Origin of the sequence: Desulfitobacterium chlororespirans DSM 11544 (assembly GCF_900143285.1) — a bacterium.
Classification (GTDB): domain Bacteria; phylum Bacillota; class Desulfitobacteriia; order Desulfitobacteriales; family Desulfitobacteriaceae; genus Desulfitobacterium; species Desulfitobacterium chlororespirans.
Window position 1 is genome coordinate 462,838 of the sequence record NZ_FRDN01000006.1, and the last position, 26,020, is coordinate 488,857.

The following is a 26,020-nucleotide window of genomic DNA, read 5'->3' on the forward strand; positions in this document are numbered from 1 at the left end:
CCCAATAAGCGAAATAACCGACCACAGACAAGGCTCCTCTCCCCCTCGCAAACGAGGCGGAAGCAGAGCCTTGTTTCTTTATATTGCCCCGGATCTGGCATAAATCAGCCCCGCCAAGAATAAAGTTTAAGAAGAAAAATGGAAAAAGGAGGGCTGGTAGGAATGGAAAAAAATCCATCCAATCACCGGCTGGCCATGGATAATCGGCAATTCCTTTCGTTAACAGGGGTATCCAAAGTGCAGTCCTTTGATCCGAAAGAAATTTTGTTGGAAACCATTCAAGGGGTACTGAGCATTAAAGGGGAGAAATTAGGCATTAAGCATCTGGATCTCAAGGCCGGGCAAGTGGAGGTAGAGGGGCTGATCGATGCTTTAGTATATCCCCGCAATTCTGGATCGAGGAAAAATGTTTGGGCAAAAATCTTCCGTTAGGCTGCGCGGGTAGAGGTACTCTATGAGCGGTTGGGCGGGGGAAAGGGGGGAGAAAGATTTCTGACTTTGAAGCCTTAATTTGGGTCGTTGCAGCCGGTGCGGCGGTGGGCTTTGTTTTTGATTTTTATCGCTCCCTGCGCAAATGGCTGGGCTGGGGAAAAGTAATGACTGTGGTCGGAGATTTGATCTTCTCTGCTGCGGCCTTGTTCCTGCTTTTTAAGTTTTTTTTAAAGGCCAATCATTTGGATTTTCGGTTTTATATTGTGTGGGGAAGTGTGTTGGGGCTGTTTCTTTATACGCGAATCCTCAGCAGGATAACCCTTTGGCTGTTCTTTAAATGCTACCGCTTCATTGAAGCGTGCCTGGGACTTATTCTGCTGGTGTTGAAGTTCCCCTTTAAAGTACTGGCTGTACTCATGAGGCCTCCCTACGCTGTTTTGCGTTGGTTTAGTCTCCTGGTTTTTCGTATAGCAGAGGCTTTCCTTGGCAAACCTTTAACAAAAACCCGCAAAACAATGATAAGTTTTTGGGAACGCCTCTTTCCGCCTAGGACTAATGGGTAAAATTAACAGAAGAGGTTGATTAAAGGGGTGGGCATCTGTATAATAGGAGATGTCCACAATTTGTAGTGTCTCTGTCCTCAGGTTGTCCATATTTTGTCCACAAGTTAAGCACAGGTTGTGGATAACTTGTGGGGAGGGATAATGGACTCTTTCCTATCCTCTGTGAGGATGTAAATGACATAAAATCCGCATAAGACAGGTGTATGCTGTGCATTTAGAAATTCGGGGGTTGGAAAAGCTGAGCTTTAGGGAACGGCAAGCCGTTATCTTAAAGGAAAGTGGAAAGTCACAGGAACAGATTGCCAAGAAATTGCACCTCAGCCCCAGCTCCGTGGCAACCCTGCTTAATCGGGCTAAGGGGAAGGGCTATGAGATTGTGTGCATTATTCCGGAAGCTGAACTTGGTCTAGGAGGGTTTGATTTTGACGAAGAAGAGTCCGACAACTAAAGAGTCCCGCCCCAAGACCAGAAAGCAACCTTTTCGGCCTTTGTCCAAGCTTGTCGTCTTGTTTGCCTTTTGTGCATTACTGAGTTCCGCTTATCAGCTTTATGAACTCCGTAAAGAAGTAAATCAGAGCATTGCCCAGCTCAACCAAGAGAAGGAGAATTTGTTTCAGCAGCAAAAACTTCTTGAGGAAGAGATTCTGCAGTTGAATACTCCCAGTTATATTGAACAACTGGCCAGGGAGCAATTAGGGTTAGTCCGTAAGGGTGAAATTCGCATTGCGCCCAAAATGGAATAAAATACTTATGATTTAGTACAAAATGTCAGGATTCTCAAGACTTGTTATCTTGACAGTCCTCTCAACAGACAGATATAATAAAAATAATGACTTAAATCATCACAAGGAGGAGTTTGCTTCGTATGGCCATTGCGGTTGGCACTATAGTTGAGGGTGTAGTAACGGGAATTACCAATTTCGGTGCTTTTGTGGAATTACCCGAGAAAGTCACAGGCCTCGTGCATATCTCAGAAGTTGCGGATGCATATGTTAAAGATGTTAGGGACTACTTGAAGGAACAAGACCGTGTTAAGGTCAAAGTTATCCATGTCGATGAAAAAGGGAAAATTGGTCTATCGATTAAACAGGCTAATCCGAGTCCGAAAAATACGACGCGGGAACGTCGCCAGCCAACCGTATCCTTTGAAGATAAATTAGCCAAGTTTATTAAGGATAGCGATGAACGGCAACTGGAATTCCGTCGTGCCACAGAATCCAAGCGCGGGGGAAGAGGATCAAGCCGATACTAGAAGCTAACGTTCTCTAAAATAAATGACCGCTGCAAAGCGGTCTTTTTAGCACTCTCTGAAAATATAAAGCTCGGCGAAACCGGGCTTTCTTTATATCTTGAAGAAGGGTTTTTTGTTGTAGTATCCTGAAGGTTGAGGGTGAAAAGACGACGATTAAGGTAATATTCAGGAAATGAGTCGAAAAGTAATCCAAATCTCCGCCTTCCCTAGACAAGCTTTGCCATAGCCATCAGGTATAATGTTGGTATTATATGGTAAGAGGTGAGGTCATGGCGGAATGGGCGACGTTGAAAACTAAGCAGGGATTGCGCAAGGAAAAATTGACTTTAGAGGGACATTTTTGGCCTTTTTTATTAGGTTTGCTGATAGCTCGGGGAAGTATTCTGGGGTTATACCCCTTTGGGATAGCCTTTGGCGCAGCCTTAATGCTTCATGGGCGCAAAGGGACCATGATGGGATTGCTGGGGGTGACGGCGGGAGTAAGCTCCCTGTTCCTGAAGGATTTGGCATCCGGGCTGCAGATTCTACTGACTCTGCTCATTCTGAGCCTTTTCGTGCCCCGGCTGCGCGGCAACAAGCGGGAGAGCCTTTATCTCGGTATTTCCACAGCCCTTGTGACGGGGTGTGTTGCCCTGGCGGTGTTGAGTTTTGGACAATTTGAAGTCCCGCTGGGAATGCAAGCGGCAGTGCTCGGCATTCTTAATGGCGGTCTGGCGGTTGTTTTCCGGTTTGCTTTGCGCTATCAGGATGCGGTCTGGCGGGGAAACTTTACCCGTGAGCAGGGAATGGCCTGGTTGCTCATTCTCATCGGGGTATTGAGCGGGCTGCATGGCGTCATGTTTAAAGGGATTAACTTTTCGGTAGTGGTTCTGAGCTTTTTTATTCTTTTTATTGCCCAGCGTTTTGGTGCGGGGGCGGCAGCTGGAGTGGGGGCTATGTTGGGCTTTCTCCCTCAGTTGGAGTTTAATCCCCAGAATTTGATGGCTGCCGGAATTTACGGTTTGGCCGGTTTTGGCACCGGAGCTTTTCAGAAGCTGGGAAAACTGGGTCTGGGTGTGGCCTTTATGAGCATTACCCTGATGTTCACGGTCTACCTCCAGCCAGAGGTGCTTTATTCCCAGTTATTATCATCAGGCATTGGCCTGTTGCTTTTTTTACTTTTTCCCAGCACCACTTCCCAACATGATTTTTTAAAGGACAAGCCGATGCCGGAAGTAGAGTCCACGGTGACCAAGGTCAAGACCGTCGCGGAGATTTTTGATCAGATTGCCTACAGTGCTCAGGCGGCTGAGGCTGAAGTAGGAAAATCCAAACCGGAGATTCCGGAGCTGATGAATGTTTTAGTGGAAAGAGTCTGCAAAAATTGCCCCACCCTGGACACCTGCTGGACCCGGGAGTTTTATCGGACCTACCACTTGCTGTTCAATCTCTTCGAATGGGTAGAACGGGAAGAAGAAAAAGTCGATGTTCAGAATCTTCCTGTGGAATGGAAGCGTCATTGCGGGAAACTTAAAGAAATGCTGCTGGGGGTCCAGTTTATTATGGAGCATGAAAAAAGCATAGAATCCTGGCGCTCCCGGCTGACGGCCAATCAGGAAGCCTTGGCCCGTCAATTCCAAAGTGTTTCCCAAGTTATCGGGCATCTGGCCAAGGAACTTAATGCCCGCCACAATGTGGAGCAGGTCAAACCGGCCAGCCTGGCCCGGCGGCGCAAGCAATTTTTGGATGTGGGAGTGGCCTCTTTTACAAAGAAGGGAAACAGCATATCCGGAGACAATTATGCCTCCTTGGCCTTTGCGCCGACCCAGCATGCCTTTATCGTCAGTGATGGTATGGGAGTAGGAGAAGGGGCGGCCAAGATGAGCTCTACAGCCCTGAATCTGTTGGAACAGCTCCTGACCACAGGCTTTGAACCGGAAAGTGCCATTCAGGCGTTGAATTCCATTTTGGTCCTGCGTTCTCCGGAAGAAAGCTTTGTTACTTTGGATATTGGTATCCTTGATTGTGAGTCCGATGATCTTAAGCTGATCAAAGTGGGGGCCTGCCCTTCCTATATTGTCCGGGAGGATAAAGTCCATATGTTTCAATCCTCCAGCCTGCCGGTAGGGATCTTAAATCATGTGGAGATTCCTGTTATCGAAGAAAAATTACGCCCGGAAGAGTATTTAGTGCTTGTTACGGATGGAATTCAGGATATACTAAAAGATGGGAAGGATTGGTTGAAAAGATTCTTGGATCGCCAGCATCCCCAGGCCGCCCAGGAATTGGCCGAGGCGATCGTGCAGGAAGCGCGGGACATGAGCGGCAATGACCTGGCGGACGACGGGATTGTCCTGGTGGTGAAAAAGAACATTTTTCATTGAGACGCAAGGAGGGTAAGGGGCATTGTATGAAAAACTAAAGCAGCAGGTGTTGCCGCAGCTCATTGCGCCCGGCTCCCGGATTCTGGCTGCTGTATCGGGAGGGCCGGATTCTGTGGCTCTTGCCCATATATTGTGGCGCTATATTCAGGACAGGCAGGAGCAGAAGATCACTCTCGTTATAACTCACGTCCATCATGGGGTGCGTGAGGAATCGGATGATGAAGAGAAGATGGTACAAAATATGGCAAGGGATTGGGAAATCCCTTGTCTTATTCATCGTTTCGATTCCAAAAATTATGCTAAGTCGGTGGGAAAATCCTTTCAGACGGCTGCCCGGGAATGGCGCTATGCCTGTTGGCAGGAAGATATGAGGAAAGAAAATTGCACCCTGCTGGCCACAGCCCACCATCTCGGGGATCAAGCGGAAACTGTACTGTATCGCCTCCTGCGGGGCAGCGGTACAGCGGGATTGGCAGGAATTTATCCGCAAAAAGGTGAGCTGATTCGTCCACTTCTTACAGTCACCAAGGAGGATATCCTTGAATATTGTCGAAATGAGAAGTTACCCTATGCCTTGGATCATTCTAATGAGGAACCTATCTATGTCAGGAATAAAATTCGCTTGCAGCTGTTACCGGAACTTCAGCGGGAGTATAACCCTAAGATTATCGAAGCTTTAGGGCGTACGGCTGAAGTTTTACGTTGGGATGAGGAATACCTGGAAGAAGAAGTCCAGTCAGCCTGGAAGAGATGGGCCATCCTTGACACAGAGCAAAGGGTGGGTTTGTGCAGAACAACCTTTGAACTTCCTAAAGCTATTTTATCCCGATTGATTCGCAGAGCTGCCACCCTGGTTTCCGGAGAGCCCCGGGGAATAGCTTTTCAGTATGTAGAGCAGGTGATGGCTTCCCAGGGTCAGGTAGGCTGGAGCCAGGATCTGCCGGGGTTGAACATCGAGATAGATTATCAAGGGGTATGGTTTCAAAGGGCAGACTGGGGGCAGTCTATTAATGAATCCCCGGATATCTTATGGCCCTCTTTGCCTGTCGGCGCCCATTGGGGTGAGTGGCTCCCCTGGCGGGATGAGGTGGGGGTAAATTGGCTGGTTGGTCTTTTCTGCCTGGAGAAAGAAGCGGGGGACGATGATTACCCGGGCCAATGTGTGGATAAAGTCTTTTTCGACGGGCTGGATTTGATACGAAACGGTGAAAAGCTGCAATGGCGGTATCGGCAGGATGGAGACTGCTTGTGGATTGCAGGATTAGGGCATAAATCCCTGAAAAAAGTCTTCCAGGATGCCAAAGTTCCGGCTAAGCACCGACCGGTGATTCCTCTCCTGGCCATGGGCAATGAAATTCTCTGGATACCCGGAGTGAAGAGGGGAGATCGTTATCCCCTTGGACAGGGAAAGGGAACTGTCGGCGTTCTTATCAAATGCTAAAGCCTCGTCGCTGAAAGCCCGGCTGTGGATTTGGCCGGCAATGGATGAATCACGAAAAGGGAAGGAAGAAGAAAGGCTGGATTCGTTGTAAAAGGGGCTTTTTCGTGGTATAATATGTAATATTGTCTTTGTATGATGGGACATTTTTTTCCAGAAGAGGGGAGGACCAGACGTTTGAAATTTTTCAAAAACGCTGCTGTTTATTTACTGATTATTCTCATTGCGATTATGCTCATAAGATTTGCCAACCCACCGGCGACTCAGCCCTTGGATATGGATTACACCAAATTCTATAATGCGGTGGTTACGGGCCAGGTTGAAGAAGTTGTAATCAGTACCGATGATAATGTCAATACCTATGAAGTTAAAACTAAAGATGGTCAGCAATATGTGGTGCTTGGTGAAGCGAACGATGTTGATCTCTCTCAAAAAATGACCGAGCATGGAGTCACCAGACGGGTCAATCCGCCGGTCACCACCCCTTGGTGGGCCGGTTTGATCACCACGGTACTGCCTTTTCTGTTAATCGGCGGCTTTATCTTCTTTATGATGCAGCAGAGCCAAGGGGGCGGCAACCGGGTCATGCAGTTCGGGAAAAGCCGGGCTAAACTGGTGACGGATGAAAAGAAAAAGGTGACCTTTGCCGATGTGGCGGGAGCCGATGAGGTGAAGGAAGAGCTTGAAGAAGTTGTGGAATTCCTCAAGTTCCCTAAGAAATTTAATGAGTTGGGAGCTAAAATTCCCAAAGGAGTGCTGCTCTTTGGCCCTCCCGGAACCGGTAAGACTCTTTTGGCCCGGGCTGTGGCAGGAGAGGCGGGGGTTCCATTCTTTAGCATCAGCGGCTCGGACTTTGTAGAGATGTTCGTCGGGGTGGGAGCATCCCGGGTTCGTGATTTATTCGAACAAGCCAAAAAGAATGCCCCTTGTATCGTGTTTATCGACGAGATCGACGCAGTAGGCCGGCAAAGAGGCGCCGGTCTGGGGGGCGGCCATGATGAGCGGGAGCAAACCCTGAACCAGCTGCTCGTTGAGATGGATGGTTTTAATGGGAATGAGGGCATCATCATTATCGCGGCCACCAACCGCCCTGATATTCTCGACCCGGCCTTGTTGCGTCCGGGGCGTTTTGACCGCCAGGTAGTGGTGGATGTTCCCGATGTCAAAGGCCGTGAGGAGATCTTAAAAGTCCATGTTAAAGGTAAACCCATGCACAGCGATGTGGAGCTGGATGTCTTAGCCCGCCGCACGCCGGGATTTACCGGAGCAGACCTGGCCAACCTTGTCAATGAGGCGGCCCTGCTCTCTGCCCGTCGCAATGAGAAGGAGATCAAAATGAATGCTCTGGAGGATTCTGTGGAGCGGGTTATTGCCGGACCGGAGAAAAAGGCCCGGGTCATCAGTGACTATGAAAAGAAATTAGTTTCTTACCACGAAGCAGGCCATGCTTTAGTGGGAGAAATGCTGACCCATACGGATCCCTTGCACAAGGTGTCCATTATCCCCCGGGGGCGGGCTGGCGGGTATACCCTGCTCCTGCCTAAGGAAGATCGCAACTACATGACAAAGTCTCATTTGTTGGATCAAGTCACTATGCTCTTAGGGGGACGGGTTGCCGAAGCTTTGGTTCTCCATGAGATCAGCACCGGAGCCTCCAATGACTTGGAGCGGGCTACAGGTCTTGTCCGCAAGATGATTACAGAACTGGGAATGTCCGAGGAGCTGGGACCCCTTACCTTTGGACAGAAGGAAGGTCAGGTGTTCTTGGGCCGGGATATTGCCCGGGATCGCAATTATAGTGAAGCGGTGGCTTACTCTATCGATAAAGAAGCGCGCCGAATGATTGATGAATGTTATTTGAAGGCGCAGACCATTATTCAGGAGAACATGCATAAGCTTAACGCGATTGCCCAGACTTTGATGGAGAAAGAAACCATCGAAGCCAAGGAATTCGCCGAGCTGATGGCCCGCTTTGATCAACCAGTGGAAACCGCACAAGTCTCGGAGCCTTCGGAGACTAAAAATAATACAACGGAACATGATGATCTTCTTCCCGCCACAGGGGAGACCTCCGTGGAGGGAGAAGACAGGACGGAAGCCGAGGGATTGAGCGGGTCAACCTTAGAAGAAGAAAAAAATAAGATTGACTAGGGGAGGATGGTTATGGAAAAGACCTTCATCATGCTCAAGCCTGATGCTGTACAGCGGGGGTTGGTTGGGCAAATTATCGCACGCTTTGAAGCAAAGGGGTGCAAACTGGTAGGAATGAAGCTTATGAGTGTTGATCAGGCTTTGGCCGAGCAACATTATGCAGAGCACAAAGGGAAAAGTTTTTTTGAGCCCACGGTTCAATATATTATGTCTTCTCCGGTGGTGGCTATGGTTTGGGGAGGCAAAAATGTCGTGGCTCTGGCTCGGGAGCTGATGGGAGCCACCAACCCTGCCAATGCCAACCCCGGCTCGATCCGCGGCAGCTTTGGCATGGATATCAGCCGCAATGTGATTCATGGCTCAGATTCTGTAGCCAGTGCAGAACGGGAGATTGCCCTCTATTTTAGACCTGAAGAGCTTTGTGACTATCGCAAAGCTGGGGAAGAGTGGCTCAGCGAGTAAAATAGAGAGTGAATTAAAAAAGGGCACCGACTTCGGTGTCCTTTTTCAAAAAATAATTCTTGATAAGAGTTAGAGGTGTATAAACCATGAACTTGCCGAAAAACGGCAAAATGATGCTTACGGTGGCCAGCCTGATTTTAGGCATTCTCTTCATATCCTTACTGAAAACTACAGGGGCGGCAGGATCCACTGCGAGAACGGATACAACCCTAGCTTCACTTATTCAAATCGGCCAGGAAAACGAGCAATTGAAAAATGATATTACTAAACTTAAAGAAGACTTATCTAAATTTCAAGCGGGTCAGAATGCGTCTAAAGTCATACTCGAACAACTGGATACAGCGAAACGCAATGCCGGGCTGACCAAGGTCACCGGACCCGGTATACGAATTACGCTTGACGATGCACAGGAGCGGGATATTAATAACGAGGATATCTATTACTACCTGGTTCACGAAGAATATATCCGCACGATTGTCAACTTGCTCTGGCACGGCGGAGCTGAAGCCGTCTCAGTCAATGGACAGCGGATTACAGGCAATACAGAAATTTTCTGCAGTGGAGCCTTCATTCAGATTGGTCAGACCCGCCAAATGCCCCCCTATGTAATTGAAGCTGTAGGGGATGTGAATTACTTGCAGTCGGCCTTGAACTTTTACTTCTGGGATCGCTTGGGCGAGTATCAGGAACAATATGGAATTACAAGAAAACTTGAGGTGCCCACGGAGCCCCTGATCATACCGGCCGGCAAGGCTCAGCAGTTTCGCTATTCTGAACCTATGAAGGAGGCGAAATAATGAAGAAACGTACCCTGGCCATATCTTTGACCTTAGTAGCCCTGGTCTTAGGGTTCTTGCTCACGCTGCAAATGCAGACTCAGAAAAGCGTGGTGGAACTGGAGAAAATTCAGGCACAAAGGGCTGCTTCCGCTAAGGATTTCCTGGCCGAAGCTCAAGAGGAAAACAAGCTTCTCAAAGAGCAGCATACAGCTTTAACGACCCAGCTGGAAGAAGCGCGAACACAAGGGGGAACCAGCCCGGCTCTTCTCGCCGAGTTAGACCGTTATCGGATGATGGAAGGTACGATGAATGTTCAAGGTCCGGGCATCGTGATTACCATTGATGACCGGCAACAGGAGCATAAAGTCGTGCTTCCGATGAGCAACGAGGACTTGCTCGAAATAATCAATACCTTAAAATTTGCCGGAGCTGAAGCAATCAGCGTCAACGGACAGCGGGTTGTGGCCTCCTCAGCTATTGTTCTGAGCGGGACTTCCACGAAGCTGATTAATCAGGTCCCCATTACCCGTACGGAAGGAGTTCCTTATGAGATCCTCGCCTGTGGTAATCAGGACCAGCTCCTGGACTATTTCACGCAATTGAAAGCTCAGCGGTTAAAGCAATTAGGGATGAGTGTCAGTGTAGCCAGAAAAACCGTGCAAATTCCTTCGTATAAAGGAGTATCGCCTGTAAAAAACCCTGACTCCTAGGTTTAGGATAGTATTTTTTCTTCTAAAGGAGATTTTATAATTTTCAAAAAATTTGTTGTTAGCCCAAGCAGGGAATCTTCTTTTCTCGCCGAATTAGTATAATTGGACTGGAGTTTTCAAGGATCTGGAAAAGGGACTTTCATAGTCCGAGACGAAAGAGTGGAAAAAGGAGTGAATTTTAATTGAAAACCGATATCGAAATTGCACAAGAGGCAACGATGAAACCAATTACGGAGATTGCTCAGGGGTTAGATCTGCTGGAGGATGAGATTGAGCTTTATGGCAAATACAAAGCCAAGGTCAGCTTCAGTGCTTGGGAACGCCTCAAGGATAAACCCGATGCTAAACTCATCCTGGTGACTGCTATTAATCCTACCCCTGCCGGTGAAGGAAAAACCACGACGACCGTTGGCTTAGGACAAGCTATGTCCAAGATTGGCAAAAACGCCATGATTGCCTTGCGTGAACCTTCCCTGGGCCCTTGCTTTGGTGTTAAGGGTGGAGCAGCCGGGGGCGGATATGCTCAAGTTGTGCCGATGGAGGATATCAATCTCCACTTTACTGGTGATTTCCACGCCATTACTTCGACTCATAATTTATTGGCAGCACTTTTAGATAACCATCTTCAACAAGGTAATCTTCTGAACATCGACCCTCGCCAAATCGTATTCCGTCGGGTTATGGATATGAATGACCGGGCCTTACGTAAAATTGTGATTGGTTTAGGCGGCCGCACTGAAGGAATTCCCCGGGAAAACGGTTTTGATATCACAGTGGCTTCCGAAATTATGGCGATTCTCTGCTTAGCCAAGGATCTTATGGATCTAAAAGAGCGCTTCGGTCGGATTGTGGTGGCTTACACTTATGACGGTAAGGCGATTACCGCTCATGATCTGGAAGCTGAAGGTGCGATGGCTCTGCTGATGAAGGATGCCATTAAGCCCAATTTAGTTCAAACTCTGGAGAACACTCCTGTATTTATTCATGGCGGTCCTTTTGCTAATATTGCTCACGGTTGTAACAGCGTCGTGGCTACCAGAATGGCCATGAAGCTTGCTGATTATGTCATTACCGAAGCCGGATTCGGCGCTGATCTCGGTGCTGAGAAATTTTACGATCTGAAATGCCGCTTCGCAGAGCTGAAGCCGGCTGCCACAGTCATTGTAGCGACTGTCCGCGCTCTTAAGATGAATGGCGGAGTCGCTAAGGAGGATCTGGGGCCGGAGAACCTGGAAGCCTTAGCTAAAGGTATCGTTAATCTTGAAAAGCATATCGAGAACATCGGCAAATTTGGTGTGCCTGCGGTAGTGGCTATCAATCGTTTCCCCACCGATACCGATGCTGAATTAGAGTTTGTGGCAGAACGCTGCCGTCAGCTGGGAGCCGAGTTCGCTTTATCGGAAGTCTTCACTAAAGGTGGAGAAGGCGGTATAGAGCTGGCCAAGGCTGTTCTCAATATTGTTGATAATAAAGAATCCAATTTCCATGTTCTCTATGAATTGGATCTGCCCATTGCCAAGAAGATCGAGACCATTTGTAAAGAGGTTTATGGTGCCGATGGTGTGAACTTTACCAAAGAGGCCCTAACCTCTATGAAGAAATATGAAGAATTAGGCTATGGCCAATTGCCCATTTGTATGGCTAAAACTCAGTACTCCTTAACCGATGATCAGAATGTTCTGGGCCGCCCATCGGGCTTTACCATTACGGTCCGTGAACTCCGCTTATCTGCCGGCGCCGGATTCCTGGTAGCCATCACCGGTGCTATTATGACCATGCCCGGACTTCCGAAACGTCCAGCTGCTTTAAGAATGGATATTGACGCTGCAGGGCGCATTACCGGTCTCTTCTAAAACAGATCGTCTGGCTTTGCCCCAGAAAGAAATTTTCTGGGGCTTATTTTCGTTAGGACCTTTTAATGTTTTACAGTGGAAGTGGGAAAGGTATAATCAGATTAGAAAATGAGCTGAGGTTAGAGAAAATAGTCTGGGACAGGAGGAGCAGCCGGGATGATACCTATGCCTCGGGTAAATCGTATTCTTCAACATCGTAATTATGAAGAGTTTACTGAGAAAAATAAACAAGCTGAAGAAAAGCGGGTATACTGCCGCCATGGCTCTGATCATGGCCTCGCAGTGGCGAGAATTGCCTATCTCTATCTTTTGGAGAAATACATTGAAGACAGGGGCAGCCTTCCTGGGACCGGGACAAATCAGGCAAGCATCAGGCTGGAAGAGAGCTATGGTCTAGGGAAAGAAAGCATCTATGCGGCAGGAATTTTGCACGATATTGGCCGGTGGATAGAGTATGAGAACCAAGAGGATCATGCTCTGGCAGGAGCCCGGTTGGCAAGGCCTATTCTCAGGGATTGTGGGTTCACAGAGGCGGAGATGGAGAAGATCGTCCTCGGGATTTCAGAACATCGTCTCCCTCCGGACCAGACAAGCAGTATCCTTGGGCAAGCCTTGGCTTTAGCTGATGATTGGGCGAGGGATTGCCAAAGCTGCCCCAGCAAGGCTACCTGTTATAAATATACAAAAGCAATGGAGGACATTCTAATCTAAAGTTAAGGTCCACAAGGAGGTCAGATATGTATGAAAGATTATTCCCCGCGCTGGATCAGCCTGAATAACGAAACAGAAGCTAAAAAGGCTATGCAGCAAATTGGCTCCGACCCGGGAGGAATTGCTCATATGGCTGGTAAACCCATCGGCAGAGCTCTCAAGCTGGAGAATGTGCCCTTGCCTGCCGCTCATATCATTAAGCAGGAAATGCTCTCTCTGGGGGGGGACGCGGCGGTTCATCGCAATGTTGTTGTCAATAAGATTGAAGCCTCGGATATTTTGCTGGTGGGAACAGCAAAACATTTTCGCCGGCTCAGTCAAAAGCTGGCGGCTCAACCCTTTGGTTTAAAGGATTTAGGTAAGAGCTTAAAAGATCTCCTGGAGACTTTGGAGCCTCCCAAGCAAAGGGTAGTTTCCTGCCGGGGGAAGGATATTGTGTTGGGTGAGCGGACCCTGATCATGGGGATACTCAACCTCACTCCGGATTCTTTTTCCGATGGCGGAAAATTCAATACCTTGGAGCGCGCCCTAAAGCAAGCGGAAGCCTTGGTCGAGCAAGGGGCAGATATTTTGGATATCGGAGCAGAGTCCACCCGCTTAAGCCACGACCCGGTCAGTGCCGAAGAGGAATGGCATCGTCTGGAGGCCGTTATTAAGGCTTTGCTGCCGCGGCTTGCTGTTCCCATCTCAGTGGACACCTATAAAGCGGAGGTGGCGGAGAGGGCATTGGCTGCCGGAGTACATATGATTAATGATGTCTGGGGATTGCAAAAAGACCCTGGAATGGCGGAGGTTGTGGGGAAATATCAGGCACCTGTGATTGTCATGCATAATCAGGAGGGGAGCAACTATCATCATCTTATCGGGGATATGATGGCTTACCTGAAAAAGAGCATTCATCTTGCCGAAGAGCAGGGATTAACAGGTGACCAGATCATCATCGACCCGGGCATTGGCGGAACAGCCTTCGGCAAAAGTTTGGACTTCGATCTGGAAATTATGAGCCGCTTGGAGGAGTTCCGCTCTTTAGGCCATCCCATCCTTTTGGGAACCTCCCGGAAGTCCATGATCGGTCAGACCTTGAACCTACCCATGGAGGAACGGCTGGAAGGAACTCTGGCCACCAGCGTGGTAGGCGTGGCCGCCGGGGTGGATATTCTTCGGGTTCATGATGTCCAAGCCAATAAGAGAGCGGTGCAGATGGCCGATGCCATCTATCGCCGCAAGAGAGGGGAGAATTTTAGTGGAGCGTGATCGAATCGCCTTACGGGGGTTAAAATTTTTCGCTTATCATGGAATGCTCCGTGAGGAAAAAATCCTCGGCCAAACCTTTATCGTCGATATTGATCTCTACGCCGATTTAAGCAAAGCAGGGAAATCCGATCAGGTGGAGGATACCATCAATTATGCTGAGGTGTATGCTCGGATCAAAACCATTGTCAAGATGGAAAAATACCAGCTTATTGAACGATTGGCGGAGCGGGTTGCCGAGGATGTTCTTGGTGAATTTCCCTGTGAAGGGGTGCGTGTTGTCATTCATAAACCTCAAGCCCCCATTCCGGGGATTTTTGAGGAAGCTTTCGTTGAGATCTATCGGGAGAAAAAACGGTGAAAGCGTATTTGAGTATCGGAAGCAATCTGGGGGACCGGGGGCATTATTTGCAGCAGAGCTGTCAAAGGCTGGCGGAGCATTTGGAAGTTAAGATCATCAAAAGATCCGGCACGTATGAAACAAAGCCCTGGGGCAATGTGGATCAACCGGATTTCTGGAATCAAGTGCTGGAGATTGAGACCTCATTAGCGCCTCTGGACCTCTTGGATCTGTGTCAAGAGGTTGAAAAATCCCTCGGGAGAGAAAGACTTATTCGTTGGGGGCCAAGAACCATTGACATTGACCTCCTAAATTATGATAATAAGGTATGGGAGGACGATCGGCTTATTCTCCCTCATCCCCGCATGGAAGAGCGGGAGTTTGTTCTGGCACCCTTACGGGAAATAGCTCCACACTATATCCTTCCTTCAGGAAAAAGGGTTACAGAAGTTTGTGGAGATGGAGAGGTATGGCGACTGGAATCTAAATAAACCAGACAATATCTAAAGGAGTTGTACTGGAGAAGGATTGTTCAGGCCATAAAGACCTTCTGGGTTTAGGGTATAGAAAAACAAAATTGAATTGGCTTTTGAGAATACCGCTTGGATCATTATGACCGAGACGGAGAAGGAAAGCAGAGCATAGCATAGCACCTTCACGTTTGTGGGGTGCTTTTTTACATGATCAAGGGGGCCGGAGCTTTGCGGGTTAGGAGAGGTTAACATGAATTTCGGAATCATCGGAGCAGGAATCGTTGGGACGGCTATCGCTATTCGGCTGAGACAGGCGGGGCACCATTTGGTAGGGGTACACTCACGCAGCCGGCGATCTTATGAGCGGTTTTGTACCTATCTTCATCATGGGGAGAGACGCCCGCTGGAGGAATGGCTCCCTGAAGCAGATCTTTTATTTATTACGACACAGGACGGCATGATTCGTGCAGCTGCTGAAGAATTGACCCGGAGGGGCCTCTATAAAGAAGGGCAAACCTGGATTCATTGCTCAGGTTCTGTAAGCTCCCGGGTTATGCAAGTGGATAAGGATTTACCGATAAATTATCTATCCCTTCATCCTTTACAAGCTTTTGCGGGAATTGACCAGGCTGTGGAGCTTATTCCGGGAACTCACTTTGGTATTGAAGGGGATGGGGAAAAAGTCGGTTTGGCGATTGTAACTCAGTTAGGAGGCATCCCGCACCGGCTAGATCCTCAGCAAAAGCCCTTTTACCATGCCGGGGCCGTGGTGGCGTCCAATTATCTGGTGACCCTGGCGGGTTTGGCCGTTCAATTATTTGAAGAAGCGGGCATTACTAATCAGGAAGCGCTGGAAAGCTTGCTGCCGCTCATGAAAGGCGCTCTGCAGAATCTGGAGAATGTGGGGCTTCCTCAGGCACTTACCGGCCCTATAGCCCGCGGGGATGTGGATGTGATTCGGGGGCACCTGGAGCACATGCCGGCAAAGATCGATCCCGTATACCGGGCTTTAGGCCTTTATACCCTGGACATTGGGCAAAAAAAGATGGAATTAAACGGGGGAGCTTATGCAAAAGAAGTGTGGGAAGAAATGAATAGGTTGATGGAGAAAGGGACGAATGAATTATGATCATCTGTAAGAAAATCTCTGCAGTTCGGGACATTGTCAAGGAACAACGAGGTCAGGGAAGAAGCATAGCCTTAGTGCCTACCATGGGGTATCTGCATGAAGGGCATTTGACTTTGGTGGCAGAGGCCCGGAAGAGCGGTGCCTTTGTGGTGATGAGCATTTTTGTTAATCCGCTGCAATTTGGTCCTAATGAAGATTTTGCCCGTTATCCCCGGGATTTGGAGCGGGATGCCAAGAAAGCCGAAGGGGCCGGGGTAGACTTGATTTTTAATCCCGAAGTGGAGGAAATGTATCCAACCAAGAACCTCACTCATGTGGAGGTGGATGAGCTGGGAGACAGTCTGTGCGGAGCTTCCCGGCCGGGACATTTCCGGGGTGTGACGACGGTGGTCAGTAAGCTTTTCCATATAGTACAGCCGGATCGTGCCTATTTCGGTCAAAAAGATTATCAGCAGTATTTGATCATCTGCCAAATGGTGAAGGATCTGAATTTTCCTATCGAAGTCATCGGGGTGCCGATTGTCAGGGAGGAAGATGGACTGGCCTTGAGTTCGCGAAACATTTATTTAAGCCCTGAGCAACGGGCAGAGGCTCTGGTGCTGCAAAGAAGCCTTGGGGAGGCGGAGAATTGGCTGCGTCAGGGAGAGCGTTCTGCTCTGACTATCGAAGAACGAATCAAGGAATTGATTAGAAACGAAAGCTCCGGGGAAATTGATTATGTTGAGATCCGTTCGGCGGAGAACCTGCACAGGATAGAACAGATTGAAGGCAAGATTTTCATCGCCTTAGCTGTGCGCTTTGGCCCTACCCGTCTGATTGACAATAAAGTTTTGGAGGGGATGTAAATGTTCCGAACGATGATGAAGTCCAAGATTCACCGGGCCACAGTTACGGAAGCCAATCTTAGATATGTAGGAAGCATTACCATTGATGAAGAACTTTTAGAGGTGGCGGATATCCTTCCTAATGAAAAGGTACAGGTCGTTAATAACAATAACGGAGCGCGTTTGGAGACTTATGTTATTCCCGGAAAGCGGGGAGAGCGTACTGTATGTCTCAATGGAGCTGCGGCCCGCTTAGTTCAAGTGGGGGATGAAGTGATTATTATTGCCTATGGAATTTTCACCGATGAGGCAGCCCGAACCTATGAACCGAAGGTCATCTTTGTCGATGAAGGGAATAACCCGGTGAAGATAGCCCATGAGGAGATACACGGGCAGGAGTCTTAGCATCCCTAAGACTTGGTTAAAAAGGCTTAACGGCTTGGACGTAGAAGAAAAGAACAACGGTAGTATGGGATGATTGAATTAAAAGAATGGACAGAGGGCTCAGAGAGCAATAGAATAAAGAAAAAAATAGTACGGGTAGGTAGGGGTAGGAGGATAACCGTGAGGAGATATTTGGTGCCTTGGCGCTTTGAGGAATGTCGTATTTATTCGACAGGGGTGTTGGTTCTGGGGAGCGGAATAGCAGGTTTGTACACGGCTCTTAAGGCCAGCGAGTATTTTGAGGTCACTGTACTGACCAAGAAAGGAATTCCGGAGAGCAACACGAAACATGCTCAAGGGGGTATCGCTGTAGCTTTGGACCAAGAGGATTCACCCTCTTTGCATTACGAGGATACGCTCTACGCAGGTGCAGGTTTATGTGAATCCGATTCCGTCCGGGCTTTGGTTGAAGATGGTCCCCTGCGGGTCGAAGAGCTGATTCGGATGGGTGCCCATTTTGATCGGAAGAACGGGAAACTGGCTTTTACTCAGGAGGCTGCCCACAGCCGCAGAAGAGTTCTCCATGCCAACGGAGATGCTACAGGGGAGGAAATCGAACGGACCCTGGTCGCTCAAGCCCTTGGGGAAGAGCGAATCCTTGTCAAAGAAGAGCAATTCCTGCTGGATCTCTTAAAAAACTCAAAGGGAGAAGTTATCGGGGCGCTCAGCCTCAATGGTCTGACCCAAGAGCCGGAGATTTATCTGGCCCAAGCTGTCGTTTTGGCTACAGGAGGGTTAGGTCAGCTATACTGTTATACGACGAACCCGGAAGTGGCTACAGGGGATGGTATAGCAGCGGCTTATCGGGCAGGAGCCCAATTGATGGATATGGAGTTTGTCCAATTTCACCCCACGGCGCTGTTTATTCCGGGAGCACCGCGGTTTTTAATCTCAGAAGCTGTCCGGGGGGAGGGAGCTCATCTTCTCAATGCTCAGGGAGAACGGTTTATGCAGGATGTTCCCGGCAAAGAGCTGGCACCCCGGGACGTGGTAGCACGGGGGATTTGGCGGGAGCAGGCTAAGGGTGAGGTAACCTTGGATTTCCGGCCCATCGGTTTAGCAAAAGTGCCCCGGCGTTTCCCGATGATTTATCAGACCTGCCTGGACTATGGGATCAATGTCCTGGAGGAGCGGCTTCCGGTAGCTCCCGCTGCTCATTATATGATGGGCGGAGTCCGTACGGATGAAAGGGGCAGGACAAGCCTCACCAATCTTTATGCCAGTGGGGAATGCGCCTGCAATGGTGTTCATGGAGCGAACCGATTGGCCAGCAACTCTCTCCTGGATGGGCTCGTCTTTGGGGGGCGTATCGTGGAAGATATTGTGAATACGGTCCGCGCTAAAGGCTCTTCTAATCCTCAGCCCCGTGATATTTATGCAGAAAATGATGAAAAGCCCCCGAAGGCCGGTCAGGAGCAGAGCCCCCTTAAACGTGAGGAACTGCAAGAATTGATGTGGGAGTATGTAGGAATTATCCGGGAAGAAGAAGGCTTGAAGAAGGCCATTAAGCTTATCGGGAGCTGGGATAGCGCCTTTATACCTGAAAAGGAAATCCCACAGTTAGAATTGAAAAATCTTCTGACCACCGGTTATTGCGTAGCCCGGGCTGCCTTGGCCCGTGAAGAGAGCCGCGGGGGGCATTACCGTTCGGACTATCCTGAGATCAATACCAAGGATTTGAAACATTCCATTCAAGCAAGGGGGACCGATAATGTTTGCACCATTCCAGTATCAAGAGTTGATTGAACGAGCTTTACAGGAGGATTTGGGAACCGGGGATTTAAGTTCTGCTATTTTCCCCAAAACAGCTAAGACTCATGCTAAAATCTATGCCAAGCAAAAGGGCATCGCTTGCGGATTGGAGATAACGAAGCAGGTCTTTAAGACAGTGGATCCTGAACTTGAAGTATCCATTAGCAAAGCAGACGGCGAGCTGGTTGAGCGGGGAACTGTGGTTATGGAGATCGCCGGTGCAATTTGCTCCATTTTGAGTGCGGAGCGTACTGCGTTGAACTTTTTGCAGCACCTTTCCGGGGTGGCTACGGCGACCTATGAGGCGGTAACGGAATGCTACGGACTGCCCACACGCATTACAGATACCCGTAAAACCATACCGGGCTTAAGAATGCTGCAAAAATACGCCGTAGCTATGGGTGGCGGACAGAACCATCGCTTTGGCTTGTATGATGCCGTCATGTTAAAGGATAATCATATTGCCGCTGCCGGAGGCATCCGCCCTGCAGTAGCAGCTGCCCGCAGCCGGATCGGACATATGGTCAAGATCGAAGTGGAATGTGAGAACCTTGAGCAGGTGCAAGAAGCAGTCGCGGCCGGAGCTGAAGTTATTATGCTGGATAATATGAATTTAGAAATCATGAGCAAAGCCGTGGAGATGGTCCGGGGCAGAGCTGTGGTGGAAGCCTCCGGCGGTATCAGGAAAGGCGACCTGCGTGCCGTGGCCGAAACCGGGGTGGATGTTATCTCCATGGGGGCCATTACCCATTCTGTGCAAGCCATGGACTTTTCCTTGGATATCGGAGATATTAAAGCTTTAACCAAAGAGCGCTGGGAAAAGGGAGAGAACTGTGCGAAGTAAGATTTTGGATATGCTGAAGAATCAACAAGGAGAATTTGTCTCGGGAGAGAGCATCAGCCAAGCCCTTTGCATCACCCGGGCGGCGGTCTGGAAGCAGATTCAGGGACTAAAGGAAGCTGGCTATGAGATAGAAGGTCAGACTAGAAAAGGGTATCGTCTTGTTAAGATACCTTCTGTCTTGGATCTATGGGCTCTGCAGCAGGAGCTCAGGACCCAGGCTCTGGGCAGGCAGCTTTTTCTCTTTGCAGAATTGTCCTCCACCAACGACCGCATCAAGGATATAGTGCGTCAAGGGGGAGAGCATGGGACAGTAGTTATCGCCAGGCGTCAGACGACAGGCCATGGGCGGATGCAGAGGGCATGGGAGTCTCCGGAGGGAGGGCTTTGGCTGAGTCTGTTGCTTAAGCCCAGGCTGAGCCTGGGGGATGCGGCGAAGCTCACTCTGAGCACAGGGGTGGCTTTAGCTCAAACCCTGCAGGATCTTTATGGATTGTCAGCCGGGATTAAATGGCCTAATGATGTAGTGGCTCAAGGAAGAAAGATTGCCGGAATCCTTGGCGAAGTAGCCGGGGAGTGGAATACGGTGCAAACTCTTATCCTGGGCATTGGGGTCAATGCTAACTTCTCCAGCCGGACCCTTAGCTCTAAGCTGCCGGCGACAACCTTGCGGGACATTCTGGGCTATGAGGTCAATTTGAATCACCTGGCAGCACAGTTGCTTTTTAATCTGGAAAAGGAAGTCCAGTCTTTAGAGCAAGGCGATGTCCAGGGCCTTATCCAACGCTGGACATCTTTTGCGGTAGGCATCAACCAGCCTGTGCGGGTAGAAAGAGCAGGGACGGTCTACGCCGGAATTTTTAAGGGAATCCGGGAGGACGGGGAACTTATCCTTGATCTGGAGGGGCAGGAGATGACCTTTTCTTCAGGAGAAGTAAGCCTCAGAGCGGGGGAGCAGTATAGTCCGGAGTAATATAGCCAGCAGCAATCGCCGCAAGATGGAATTGTTTAACTAAGGAGAATAACTATGATTCTTGTATTTGATGTGGGAAACACCAACATTGTCCTTGGTGTATACGAGCAAAAAGAATTGATTTACCATTGGCGGATTTCTACGGATAAATCCCGTACAGTGGATGAGTATGCAGTGATTATTAAAAACCTTTTTGATCTTAATGGACTCGATATGTCCCGGATTAAAGCCGTAGTCATGTCCTCTGTGGTCCCTCCGGTCATGCCCACTCTTGAATCACTGGCTCGCAAGTATTTTGATGTGGAACCTTTGGTCATCGGACCGGGAGTAAAGACCGGGATGCCCATCGTCTATGATAATCCCCGTGAGGTGGGAGCCGATCGCATTGTCAATGCGGTGGCAGCTTATCATAAATATGGCGGTCCTGTAGTTATTGTCGATTTCGGTACGGCCACTACTTTCTGCGCTATATCCAAGCGGGGTGAGTATCTGGGCGGGGCCATTGCTCCGGGGATCGGGATTTCTACGGAAGCTTTGTTTCAACGAGCTTCTAAGCTGCCCCGTATTGAAATCGTTAAACCGAAAAGCATCATCGCCAAAAATACGGTAGCGGGGATGCAATCCGGGATATACTATGGCTATACCGGACAAGTGGATCGGATTGTGACCTTGATGAAGCAGGAGTTAGGGCGGGATACTCGCGTTATTGCCACAGGTGGTTTGGCGGAATTGATTCAAGAGGATTCTCAGGAAATTGAAACAGTCGATCCCTTTTTGACCTTAGAAGGTTTATTATTGATCTATGAAAGAAATTCCAACCAACAGCCCTGATGGGTAGATAGGAGAGCTATGCGTTTAGGAAAATTTGAGCTGGGCATCCCTGTTTTTCTCGCCCCTATGGCCGGTGTTACGGACAAGGCCTTTCGGGAGACAGTCCGTTCTGTAGGGGGGCTGCATGTCTGGTCAGAGATGATCAGCGACAAGGCATTGACCTATATGAACTCAAGAACTTTGGAGATGTTGGATCTTTCCGGGGAAGATTCACCGCGCATTGTTCAGCTCTTTGGCTCAGAACCTGAAGTCATGGCCAAGGCAGCAGCCTTGGCTGTGGAGCGGGATGCCGAGATCATTGATATCAATATGGGGTGTCCAACACCTAAAATTGTCAAAAACGGGGAAGGTTCAGCATTGCTGCAGGACCTTCCCTTAGCGCAGCGCATTGCTGAAGCCGTTGTGAAGGCTGTAGAGGTTCCGGTGACGGTCAAAATGCGACTTGGCTGGACTGCAGAAAGAATCGTTGCTCCAGAGCTGGCCAAGCGGGTGGAAGCTGTAGGCGTCCAGATGGTCAGCGTTCATGGGCGGACCCGGGAGCAATTTTACGCAGGTACTGCCAACCGAGATGGGATAAAAAAGGTTAAAGGGGGGGTAAGCATCCCGGTAATAGCCAATGGGGATATTTCTTCCCCTCAAGAAGCCAAAACAGTTCTCGAAGCAACAGGCTGCGATGGAGTTATGGTAGGCCGGGGAAGCCTTGGCAACCCCTGGCTGATTCCACAAATTAATGTTTTTTTGAATAAGGGCGTGCTGCTTGAGGAACCCTCTTTAGAGCAGAAGCTCAAAGTGGCCACAGAACATTTTGAGCGAGTGCTGAATTATAAAGGAGAACGCATCGGCCTTAACGAAATGCGTAAGCATGCCGTCTGGTATATTAAAGGGATTCGCAATGCTGCGCAGATGCGGGATGACATTATGCAGACAAAAACCCCCCTGGAAATGAAGAGTCTATTCCAAAGAATTTTGCAAGAAAATGCATAACCTTAAATGTTTCAGGAAGAATATTAGAGCGTATTCGTATGACAGGTACATCACGGAATCCTTGACATTATTTTGAAGTGAACATATAATACGAGTAATGCAAATAGCGGGGTTTACATATTATGGCAGTAAAGCCCTAATTTAAATGAAGCGCGGAAAAAGCGCCATGCGTAGGATGAGAAAAGGGAGCGATATTGAATGGCCGAAAAGGAAGTAATTCTGACCATCGAAGGATTGAAGAGATTAGAAGATGAATTAGAAACTCTGAAGACGGTAAAGCGTCGGGAAGTGGCTGAACGCATCAAACAGGCCATTGAGTTTGGAGATATCAGCGAAAACTCAGAGTATGATGACGCCAAAAATGAGCAAGCTTTTATTGAAGGCCGTATTATTACGTTGGAAAAGATGTTAAGGAATGCTCGGGTTATTGATGATTTAGAGGGCAGCGAAGTCGTCGCTCTCGGGACCACAGTCATTCTGAAAGACAAAGAGTTTGGTGAGGAAGAGGAATATACAATCGTCGGCTCTGCCGAAGCGGATCCAGGCTCCAACAAGATTTCCAATGAATCTCCTGTAGGAAAAGCGGTCCTGGGACAGCCTAAAGGCACCGTGGTAGAAATTAATGTTCCCGCGGGTATTCTGTACTATGAGATTATGGATATTCGATAATTAAATTTAAATGACTCAGGTATCCTGACAAAAGGTCGGCAAGAAATTCTTGCCGACACTTTGTTTACACTGTCAGAAAGTATAAGGTCAACCAACGACTCCGCCTCATTTGTGAGTATGCGTTTAAGGCAACAAGTGCGAAGACAGTGCTTTCGGGGTTTTCTTTAACGATGAAAGTGTAATTTATAATACCTTTGGATCTCTTATTATATAGAACTTTTTGACTAAGGTTGTTGTTTAATGTCATAGAGTTTTGGTAAAATTGTTAAAGGAATTACGGTTGGAGGTATGATTAATGGATGAAATGAATGATCTCTGGCGGGTTCGCTTGGACAAGCTGGCTCAGTTAAGAGAAAATGGGGTAGAGCCTTACGCGGATCGCTATCAGAGAACTCATATGGCCCAAGAGATTCTGGATGGATTTGATACCCTTGAGGGTCAAGAGGTCAAGATTGCCGGTCGTATGATGTCCAAAAGAGACCAGGGTAAAGTGGTATTTACACATATACAAGATTTCAGCGGCCAGATTCAAGCTTATATCCGTAAGGATGATGTGGGCGAAGAATGGTTTGAGCTGATTTCTAAATTTGACATTGGTGACATCGTTGGCATTAAAGGTACCGTGTTCCGGACACGACGGGGAGAAATCTCCGTGCATGCCGCTGAGGTTCAGATTTTATCCAAATCAATGCGCCCTTTGCCGGAGAAATTTCACGGTTTAACTAATGTTGAACTCCGTTATCGTCAACGGTACGTGGATCTCATTATGAACCCGGAAGTCCGCAATGTCTTTGTTATGAGAAGTAAGATTATCCGCTCCATGAGAAACTTCCTGGAAGGTCAGGGCTTCTTAGAAGTAGAGACGCCTACTCTTCATACTATTCCGGGTGGGGCTGCTGCCCGTCCCTTTATCACCCATCACAACACTTTAGATATGGATCTTTATTTGCGCATTGCCTTAGAGCTTCCTTTAAAGCGCTTAATTGTCGGAGGCTTTGATAAAGTATTTGAGATAGGAAGAAACTTCCGCAATGAAGGGATTTCCATTAAGCACAATCCGGAGTTCACAATGATGGAGCTCTATCAGGCCTACGCAAATTTTGAGGATATCATGGAACTTACCGAGAACATGATCTCCACCATTGCCAAAGAAGTTCATGGAACCACCGAAGTAACCTACCAAGGCCAAGCGATTGATTTTAAAACACCTTGGCGCCGCCTGCCCATGCTCGAAGGCATCTTAGAATATGGTGGAGTGGATTTCAGTCAGATTCATACGGATGAAGAAGCACAACAGGCCGCTAAGGAAAAGGGCCTTAAGGTCGAACCGGGAAGCTCCCGTGGCAAGATCATTAACGAATTTTTTGAAGAGTTTGTCGAGCCCAATCTCATCCAACCGACGTTTGTTATCGGCCATCCGGTGGAGATTTCCCCTTTAGCTAAGAGAAATGCTGAACACCCTGAGTATACGGATCGCTTTGAAGCTTTTGCTTATGGCAGAGAATTAGGGAACGCTTTCTCGGAATTAAATGATCCTATCGATCAAAGACAGCGTTTCGAAGCCCAAATGGCTGAGCGGGATAAAGGTGACGACGAAGCCCATATGATGGATGAGGACTTCGTCCAGGCTTTGGAGTACGGTCTTCCGCCTACAGGGGGATTAGGAATCGGTATCGATCGACTGGTGATGCTTTTGACCGATTCAGCGTCCATCCGGGACGTCATCCTTTTCCCCACGATGCGGCCCAGAGAAGACGATTAAGAACCCAGCGGGGATGGTCAGGGAATGCAATGGAATGAGACTTATTTAGAATAAGGATATGAATTTGCCTGGCTTACACTAGGGAGACGAATGTATAACGAGCATCGTCTCCCTTTCCTTTATTCTGTGCACTATGAATTAATGAAAGCTTGCCAAGTTAAAACCTTGGCTAAATGATGAGCAAAGGCAATTGAACTTTATGAAATCAAGCAATATAGGGAGGTATTGCGAGATAAAGGTGGTGAGAACAGAGAATACATAAGAATAAGGTCGATTTTAATGATTGAGAAGAGCAAGTTGACTATGATATAGTATCAAATGTTCCGCAGATAACAACGCTTTGCAAGGAACAAAATGAATAAATGATAGTTGACAAATCGAAGGTTTGCTGGTATCATTTATAAATGTGGCTCAGCCACAAAAGCGAAAAAATAGACCATGGTCTTTGAAAACTAAACAACAAGGAACAGCCAATGACTCGTCAAATGAGAGTAAGAAATTTGAGCAATCAAATGTTCTTCATAAATTTTATGGAGAGTTTGATCCTGGCTCAGGACGAACGCTGGCGGCGTGCCTAACACATGCAAGTCGAACGGTCCAGTGTCTAACACCGAGTGTTTAAGGAGCAGATAAGTGGATGACAGCGAGAGCGCGAAGAATGAGCGCTCCACGCATTCAATAAGTGTCAACACAGCTTCTGGAATGCTGGGTGTTAGATGCTGGATAGTGGCGGACGGGTGAGTAACGCGTGGATAACCTACCTACTAGACCGGGACAACCCTTGGAAACGAGGGCTAATACCGGATAAGCTTACGCCTTGGCATCAAGGAGTAAGGAAAGATGGCCTCTGAAGATGCTATCGTTAGTAGATGGATCCGCGTCTGATTAGCTAGTTGGTGGGGTAAAGGCCTACCAAGGCGACGATCAGTAGCCGGCCTGAGAGGGTGAACGGCCACACTGGGACTGAGACACGGCCCAGACTCCTACGGGAGGCAGCAGTGGGGAATCTTCCGCAATGGACGAAAGTCTGACG

At 48.5% G+C, this 26,020-nt stretch carries 26 protein-coding genes and 1 rRNA gene; all 27 read left to right on the plus strand.

What is annotated here, in order from left to right; all coding sequences use genetic code 11:
- Positions 1–162 precede the first annotated feature (162 nt).
- Positions 163–432 (plus strand): sporulation protein YabP, encoded by a 270-nt coding sequence (gene yabP, locus BUA14_RS10545; RefSeq protein ID WP_072772562.1) that lies wholly within the window; start codon positions 163–165, stop codon positions 430–432.
- Between the two features lie 56 nt (positions 433–488).
- The gene (gene yabQ / locus BUA14_RS10550) at positions 489–995 is read left to right on the plus strand and encodes a spore cortex biosynthesis protein YabQ (RefSeq protein ID WP_072772563.1); all 507 of its coding nucleotides are present in this window, start codon (positions 489–491) and stop codon (positions 993–995) included.
- A gap of 208 nt (positions 996–1,203) precedes the next feature.
- Positions 1,204–1,443, plus strand: coding sequence for a sigma factor-like helix-turn-helix DNA-binding protein (locus tag BUA14_RS10555; protein WP_072772604.1), 240 nt, complete (start codon positions 1,204–1,206; stop codon positions 1,441–1,443).
- Positions 1,412–1,738, plus strand: a complete 327-nt coding sequence (locus BUA14_RS10560) for an FtsB family cell division protein (protein WP_072772564.1) — start codon at positions 1,412–1,414, stop codon at positions 1,736–1,738. The genes BUA14_RS10555 and BUA14_RS10560 overlap by 32 nt, the downstream gene beginning before the upstream one ends.
- A 122-nt stretch (positions 1,739–1,860) precedes the next feature.
- Entirely contained in the window at positions 1,861–2,247 is a 387-nt protein-coding gene (locus BUA14_RS10565) for a S1 RNA-binding domain-containing protein (RefSeq protein WP_005809726.1), read from the plus strand.
- 251 nt (positions 2,248–2,498) lie between these two features.
- Positions 2,499–4,610, plus strand: coding sequence for a SpoIIE family protein phosphatase (locus BUA14_RS10570; protein ID WP_178371671.1), 2,112 nt, complete (start codon positions 2,499–2,501; stop codon positions 4,608–4,610).
- 22 nt (positions 4,611–4,632) lie between these two features.
- Positions 4,633–6,051, plus strand: coding sequence for a tRNA lysidine(34) synthetase TilS (gene tilS, locus BUA14_RS10575; RefSeq protein WP_072772566.1), 1,419 nt, complete (start codon positions 4,633–4,635; stop codon positions 6,049–6,051).
- Positions 6,052–6,225: 174 nt separating this feature from the next.
- Positions 6,226–8,199 carry an ATP-dependent zinc metalloprotease FtsH gene (ftsH, locus tag BUA14_RS10580; RefSeq protein WP_072772567.1) on the plus strand — a complete coding sequence of 658 codons (1,974 nt, stop codon included), beginning with the start codon at positions 6,226–6,228 and terminating at the stop codon, positions 8,197–8,199.
- A 12-nt stretch (positions 8,200–8,211) separates the two neighbouring features.
- The gene (gene ndk, locus BUA14_RS10585; protein ID WP_072772568.1) at positions 8,212–8,661 is read left to right on the plus strand and encodes a nucleoside-diphosphate kinase; all 450 of its coding nucleotides are present in this window, start codon (positions 8,212–8,214) and stop codon (positions 8,659–8,661) included.
- Between the two features lie 86 nt (positions 8,662–8,747).
- Complete coding sequence (locus tag BUA14_RS10590) at positions 8,748–9,458, plus strand: DUF881 domain-containing protein (RefSeq protein ID WP_072772569.1); 711 nt, start codon at positions 8,748–8,750, stop codon at positions 9,456–9,458.
- Positions 9,458–10,150, plus strand: a complete 693-nt coding sequence (locus BUA14_RS10595; RefSeq protein ID WP_072772570.1) for a DUF881 domain-containing protein — start codon at positions 9,458–9,460, stop codon at positions 10,148–10,150. The genes BUA14_RS10590 and BUA14_RS10595 overlap by 1 nt, the downstream gene beginning before the upstream one ends.
- Positions 10,151–10,332: 182 nt before the next feature.
- Positions 10,333–12,003 carry a formate--tetrahydrofolate ligase gene (locus tag BUA14_RS10600; protein ID WP_072772571.1) on the plus strand — a complete coding sequence of 557 codons (1,671 nt, stop codon included), beginning with the start codon at positions 10,333–10,335 and terminating at the stop codon, positions 12,001–12,003.
- Between the two features lie 156 nt (positions 12,004–12,159).
- Complete coding sequence (locus tag BUA14_RS10605) at positions 12,160–12,714, plus strand: HD domain-containing protein (protein ID WP_072772572.1); 555 nt, start codon at positions 12,160–12,162, stop codon at positions 12,712–12,714.
- 30 nt (positions 12,715–12,744) lie between these two features.
- On the plus strand, positions 12,745–13,968 hold the full coding sequence (gene folP, locus BUA14_RS10610) for a dihydropteroate synthase (RefSeq protein ID WP_072772573.1): 1,224 nt from the start codon (positions 12,745–12,747) through the stop codon (positions 13,966–13,968).
- Positions 13,958–14,326 carry a dihydroneopterin aldolase gene (folB, locus tag BUA14_RS10615; RefSeq protein ID WP_072772574.1) on the plus strand — a complete coding sequence of 123 codons (369 nt, stop codon included), beginning with the start codon at positions 13,958–13,960 and terminating at the stop codon, positions 14,324–14,326. Before folP ends, folB begins: the two co-directional genes overlap by 11 nt.
- Positions 14,323–14,796, plus strand: a complete 474-nt coding sequence (gene folK / locus BUA14_RS10620; RefSeq protein ID WP_072772575.1) for a 2-amino-4-hydroxy-6-hydroxymethyldihydropteridine diphosphokinase — start codon at positions 14,323–14,325, stop codon at positions 14,794–14,796. The genes folB and folK overlap by 4 nt, the downstream gene beginning before the upstream one ends.
- Before the next feature lie 232 nt (positions 14,797–15,028).
- Entirely contained in the window at positions 15,029–15,907 is an 879-nt protein-coding gene (locus BUA14_RS10625) for a Rossmann-like and DUF2520 domain-containing protein (RefSeq protein WP_072772576.1), read from the plus strand.
- Positions 15,904–16,752, plus strand: a complete 849-nt coding sequence (gene panC, locus BUA14_RS10630; protein ID WP_072772577.1) for a pantoate--beta-alanine ligase — start codon at positions 15,904–15,906, stop codon at positions 16,750–16,752. Before BUA14_RS10625 ends, panC begins: the two co-directional genes overlap by 4 nt.
- Positions 16,753–17,136, plus strand: coding sequence for an aspartate 1-decarboxylase (gene panD, locus BUA14_RS10635; protein ID WP_072772578.1), 384 nt, complete (start codon positions 16,753–16,755; stop codon positions 17,134–17,136).
- 159 nt (positions 17,137–17,295) lie between these two features.
- The gene (gene nadB, locus BUA14_RS10640) at positions 17,296–18,921 is read left to right on the plus strand and encodes an L-aspartate oxidase (RefSeq protein WP_072772579.1); all 1,626 of its coding nucleotides are present in this window, start codon (positions 17,296–17,298) and stop codon (positions 18,919–18,921) included.
- Positions 18,887–19,771 carry a carboxylating nicotinate-nucleotide diphosphorylase gene (gene nadC, locus BUA14_RS10645; protein WP_072772580.1) on the plus strand — a complete coding sequence of 295 codons (885 nt, stop codon included), beginning with the start codon at positions 18,887–18,889 and terminating at the stop codon, positions 19,769–19,771. Before nadB ends, nadC begins: the two co-directional genes overlap by 35 nt.
- Positions 19,761–20,741: a biotin--[acetyl-CoA-carboxylase] ligase gene (locus BUA14_RS10650; protein ID WP_072772581.1), complete on the plus strand. Its 981-nt coding sequence runs from the start codon at positions 19,761–19,763 to the stop codon at positions 20,739–20,741. The genes nadC and BUA14_RS10650 overlap by 11 nt, the downstream gene beginning before the upstream one ends.
- Positions 20,742–20,795: 54 nt before the next feature.
- Positions 20,796–21,572 carry a type III pantothenate kinase gene (locus BUA14_RS10655; protein ID WP_072772582.1) on the plus strand — a complete coding sequence of 259 codons (777 nt, stop codon included), beginning with the start codon at positions 20,796–20,798 and terminating at the stop codon, positions 21,570–21,572.
- A gap of 18 nt (positions 21,573–21,590) precedes the next feature.
- Positions 21,591–22,556 carry a tRNA dihydrouridine synthase DusB gene (dusB, locus tag BUA14_RS10660; protein ID WP_072772583.1) on the plus strand — a complete coding sequence of 322 codons (966 nt, stop codon included), beginning with the start codon at positions 21,591–21,593 and terminating at the stop codon, positions 22,554–22,556.
- A gap of 198 nt (positions 22,557–22,754) precedes the next feature.
- Entirely contained in the window at positions 22,755–23,225 is a 471-nt protein-coding gene (gene greA, locus BUA14_RS10665; RefSeq protein ID WP_072772584.1) for a transcription elongation factor GreA, read from the plus strand.
- A 295-nt stretch (positions 23,226–23,520) separates the two neighbouring features.
- Complete coding sequence (gene lysS / locus BUA14_RS10670; protein WP_072772585.1) at positions 23,521–24,987, plus strand: lysine--tRNA ligase; 1,467 nt, start codon at positions 23,521–23,523, stop codon at positions 24,985–24,987.
- Positions 24,988–25,514: 527 nt separating this feature from the next.
- A 16S ribosomal RNA gene (locus BUA14_RS10675) occupies positions 25,515–26,020 on the plus strand; the annotation flags it as partial.

Bases quoted from the DNA above. Each gene is read 5' to 3' on its own strand.
- yabP (WP_072772562.1), top strand. From the start codon at position 163: ATGGAAAAAAATCCATCCAATCACCGGCTGGCCATGGATAATCGGCAA.
- BUA14_RS10565 (WP_005809726.1), top strand. From the start codon at position 1,861: ATGGCCATTGCGGTTGGCACTATAGTTGAGGGTGTAGTAACGGGAATT.
- BUA14_RS10570 (WP_178371671.1), top strand. From the start codon at position 2,499: ATGGTAAGAGGTGAGGTCATGGCGGAATGGGCGACGTTGAAAACTAAG.
- ndk (WP_072772568.1), top strand. From the start codon at position 8,212: ATGGAAAAGACCTTCATCATGCTCAAGCCTGATGCTGTACAGCGGGGG.
- BUA14_RS10590 (WP_072772569.1), top strand. From the start codon at position 8,748: ATGAACTTGCCGAAAAACGGCAAAATGATGCTTACGGTGGCCAGCCTG.
- BUA14_RS10595 (WP_072772570.1), top strand. From the start codon at position 9,458: ATGAAGAAACGTACCCTGGCCATATCTTTGACCTTAGTAGCCCTGGTC.
- BUA14_RS10605 (WP_072772572.1), top strand. From the start codon at position 12,160: ATGATACCTATGCCTCGGGTAAATCGTATTCTTCAACATCGTAATTAT.
- folP (WP_072772573.1), top strand. From the start codon at position 12,745: ATGAAAGATTATTCCCCGCGCTGGATCAGCCTGAATAACGAAACAGAA.
- BUA14_RS10625 (WP_072772576.1), top strand. From the start codon at position 15,029: ATGAATTTCGGAATCATCGGAGCAGGAATCGTTGGGACGGCTATCGCT.
- panC (WP_072772577.1), top strand. From the start codon at position 15,904: ATGATCATCTGTAAGAAAATCTCTGCAGTTCGGGACATTGTCAAGGAA.
- panD (WP_072772578.1), top strand. From the start codon at position 16,753: ATGTTCCGAACGATGATGAAGTCCAAGATTCACCGGGCCACAGTTACG.
- nadC (WP_072772580.1), top strand. From the start codon at position 18,887: ATGTTTGCACCATTCCAGTATCAAGAGTTGATTGAACGAGCTTTACAG.
- BUA14_RS10655 (WP_072772582.1), top strand. From the start codon at position 20,796: ATGATTCTTGTATTTGATGTGGGAAACACCAACATTGTCCTTGGTGTA.
- dusB (WP_072772583.1), top strand. From the start codon at position 21,591: ATGCGTTTAGGAAAATTTGAGCTGGGCATCCCTGTTTTTCTCGCCCCT.
- greA (WP_072772584.1), top strand. From the start codon at position 22,755: ATGGCCGAAAAGGAAGTAATTCTGACCATCGAAGGATTGAAGAGATTA.
- lysS (WP_072772585.1), top strand. From the start codon at position 23,521: ATGGATGAAATGAATGATCTCTGGCGGGTTCGCTTGGACAAGCTGGCT.